2 protein-coding genes and 2 pseudogenes are annotated in these 2,764 nt (G+C 58.6%); all 4 read right to left on the bottom strand.

The genetic code is table 11. The features are described 5' to 3' along the window. Positions 1–329: AAA family ATPase (locus AC1DRJ_RS23675; protein WP_477804286.1), on the bottom strand; the 329-nt coding region annotated here is incomplete at its 3' end. Next, complete coding sequence (gene pnuC, locus AC1DRJ_RS23670) at positions 326–889, bottom strand: nicotinamide riboside transporter PnuC (protein WP_477804285.1); 564 nt, start codon at positions 887–889, stop codon at positions 326–328. The genes pnuC and AC1DRJ_RS23675, both read right to left, overlap by 4 nt. Before the next feature lie 256 nt (positions 890–1,145). Continuing rightward, positions 1,146–1,733 (bottom strand): annotated as a pseudogene (locus tag AC1DRJ_RS23665) (methyl-accepting chemotaxis protein); the annotation flags it as partial. 315 nt (positions 1,734–2,048) lie between these two features. After that, positions 2,049–2,690, bottom strand: a pseudogene (locus AC1DRJ_RS23660) (cache domain-containing protein); the annotation flags it as partial. Positions 2,691–2,764: the final 74 nt, after the last annotated feature.

The following is a 2,764-nucleotide window of genomic DNA, read 5'->3' as shown; positions in this document are numbered from 1 at the left end:
AGCAAATGCAGGTCGTAGTGACGCTCCAGCAATGCTTGCTCGATCCATGTCGGGCAATCGCCAAATAACGTTCGACTCCAAAGGATATTGCTTAATAGATGCGYATCGAGGATCAGCAGTGGCGGTTGTTTGGCTCGTGCTTCATCTTCCCAAGCCAACTGGCCATGTGCTATCGACGTAATGTCATCGTAGCAGGTATTGCGAACATTACTGTCGATGAAAAGCCGAACGTACTCATTGACCAATATACCGCCGAAATTGGCGTGAATCTCACCAGAAAGCCAGCTCTTTCCACTGGATTCAGGCCCCGTGAGCACCAAAACCTTCATGCGCGTAATGCCGGGTCGGCACGCCATTCCCGCCAGCCTTGCACCGCCAGCAACAGGAACAGTGCATAGAGGGCAGACGTGAGGTACATGCCTTTATAGATGAACAGTCCGACGAAAATCACATCAACGGCGATCCAGAGTGGCCAGCATTGCACGCGTTTTTGCGCCATCCACATCTGAGCGACCAGGCTGAAGCCCGTCAGTGCAGCGTCGAGCCATGGCTGGGCGGCATCAGTCCAGTGCGCCATGGCGGCGCCCAACAGCACACTGCCCAGCGCGCCGATTGCAAGGCACAGGGCCACCGACTTTGCGTCGAGCCGGCTGACCAGCCGACCGCTATTCGCCTCGCCTGCGCGGGTCCATTGCCGCCAGCCGTAGAGTTGCAGCGCGGCGTAGATCACTTGCAGGAGCATGTCCGAATACAGCTTCACCTCAAAAAAAATCCAGCTATAAAGCAGCACCATGACCAGACCGATTGGCCAGCACCAGGGGTTCTGTTTGACGGTCAACCAGACGGCGATGACACCGAGGGCGGCGGCAAACAGTTCAAGCCCGGACATGGAGGTTCCTTGGGGAAAGCAAAGTGGGGGAGCGGATTGTACCGGCAGCTGCGACCAAGTAGAACCTGTCCGGCTTTGTAGCAGCTGTCGAGCAGCGCTCTGTGGCGAGGGGGCTTGCCCCCGCTCCAGTGCGCAGCACTGGCACGATACGGAAACGCTCATGAGTTTCGGGCTGCTTCGCAACCCAACGGGGCGATGCGGCGTTCCGACTAGCCCCCTCGCCACAGAGCGTTGCTCGACAGCTGCTACAGGCGGGTTAGACGCGAAATTGTTTGAGGAGTCCGTTCAGCTGCTCGCTCAGATCTTTCAAGCGGACACTGGCAACACTCGACTGCTGTGCCGCCAGCGCGGTGCTATGGGACAACCCGGCGGCCTGGGTCACGTTCTGATTGATATCCTCCACTACATGAGCTTGCTGCAACGTTGCGCTGGCGATAGAGGCGTTCAACCCGTTGAGGTTGCGCAACGCCTGGCCAATTGCATTCAAACTGGCACCGGCCAGGCCGGCCTGTTCGATAGTCAGTTGTGACGCGCGGCTGCTATCGCCGATGACTTTGACCGCTGCTTCCGAATGACTCTGCAAGCGCTCGATCATCGACTGGATCTCAGCCGTGGACTTCTGCGTGCGCTGGGCCAGCAGGCGCACTTCATCGGCCACCACCGCAAATCCTCGACCCTGCTCACCGGCCCTGGCGGCTTCGATGGCCGCGTTCAGGGCGAGCAGGTTGGTTTGCTCGGCGATGGAGCGGATTACCTCCAGCACGCTACCGATCTGCTTGCTTTCTGCCGCCAGGGTGCGAATGACTTCCACGGCTTGATCGATAGTGCCAGACAGTTTGTCGATCTGTTGCAGGCTCCCGTCAATGTTGATCTGTCCCTGCTGCGCCTGAGATTCGGCATCGCGCATTTCGCTGGCTGCATGCTCGGCGTTCTTGGCCACATCCTGCACGCCATAGGTCACTTCATTAATAGCAGTAGCCACCAGTTCCATCTGCTGGGACTGTTGCTGGCTCCGTTGCTGGGCCTGGGTGGCGTCATTGCCCAATTCACTGGACGACTGACCCAGTGCACTGGCGGATACCTGTAACTCGGTGATTACCTGGCGCAGCTTGGTGGTGAAGGCGTTGAAGTGCCGCGCCAGTTGCGCCACCTCGTCCTGACCCTGAGTATCCAGGCTGCGGGTCAGGTCACTTTCACCGCTGGCAATGTTGGCCATGGCGTTCACTGTGTCCTGGAGCGGGCGCACGATACTGCGCGCAATCAGGATGACCAGCAGCGCCATCACCAGTGCAATCACCACGCCGAGAAACGTCGCCCGCCAGACCTGGCCATAAAACTCGGCCTGCATATCATCGATGTAAACACCCGAGCCAATCACCCATCCCCAAGGCTCGAAGAGTTTGACGTAAGAGGTTTTTTCGACCGGAGCACTGGCGCCCGGTTTTGGCCAGCGGTAGTTGACCATACCGGCACCCTTGGCCCTGGCCACGGCGACCATCTCGTTAAACACTGCGAAACCATCCGGATCGCGGATGGCCGACAGGTTTTGGCCGTCGAGTTTGGGGTTGGTCGGGTGCATGATCATCACCGGCGTCAGATCGTTGATCCAGAAATAGTCACTCTGGTCATAACGCAGCCCGCGAACCGCCGTCAACGCCTGCTTCTGCGCGGCATCGCGGGTCAGGGTGCCGAGCGTTTCCAGGTCGTGGTAGTAGTTCAAAATGCCGCTGGCAGTCTGCACCACGTGCTGGGTTTTCTGGGCCTTGGCCTGATAAAGGTCGTCGTGAATCTGCTTGAGCATCAACAGACCCAGCGTCAACAACATCACCACCGACACGATCAAGATGAGCCACAAGCGTCGGCTGATCGACACAC

This window comes from Pseudomonas sp. P5_B2, from assembly GCF_056400445.1.
This window is presented reverse-complemented; position numbering and strand designations above follow the sequence as displayed.